Raw genomic sequence first — 540 nt, 5'->3', positions numbered from 1 at the left:
TCACTTTGGAGATGGTGACATTTCCGATGTTGAGCGCAAAGCTGAACTTGGAGGCAATCTTCATGCGAAAGGCATGATGATCATGCAAGCATTTCTAAGCTCTGCTTTGAATTTGGATGAACCACTGCCTTACTCTGCGTCTATTGTTTTCGAGCAGTCCTATAGTGAAGTGGATGGTGATAGTGCTTCATTGGCAGAGTTATGCTGTTTGGTAAGTGCACTCTCTGAATCACCGGTTAATCAACAAATCGCGGTGACTGGCGCGGTGGACCAATTTGGTCGAGTACAAGCGGTAGGCGGTTTAAATGAGAAGATCGAAGGTTTCTATCAAGTTTGTAAACACCAAGGCTTCACTGGTCATCAAGGCGTTATTATGCCTAAATCGAACTTGAAGCACCTTGCTTTACATAAAGATGTCATAAGTAGCATTAAAAATGGTGAGTTCCATATTTGGTCAGTTTCTACTGTTGATGAGGCGATTCCTATTCTGATGTCTAAACCGTTCCGTGGTGAAGACGATAGCATCATCAGTAAAATTGC

The 540-nt window shown here is 43.0% G+C and carries 1 protein-coding gene; it reads left to right on the top strand.

From position 1 onward, the window contains the following. On the top strand, positions 1 to 540 hold a 540-nt coding region (locus tag R7040_RS29410), incomplete at both ends, for a S16 family serine protease (protein ID WP_318098041.1).

The organism is Vibrio sp. 1069 (assembly GCF_033340555.1).
The sequence above is the reverse complement of the archived record's forward strand: the minus strand, read 5'-3'. Positions and strand labels throughout refer to the sequence as shown.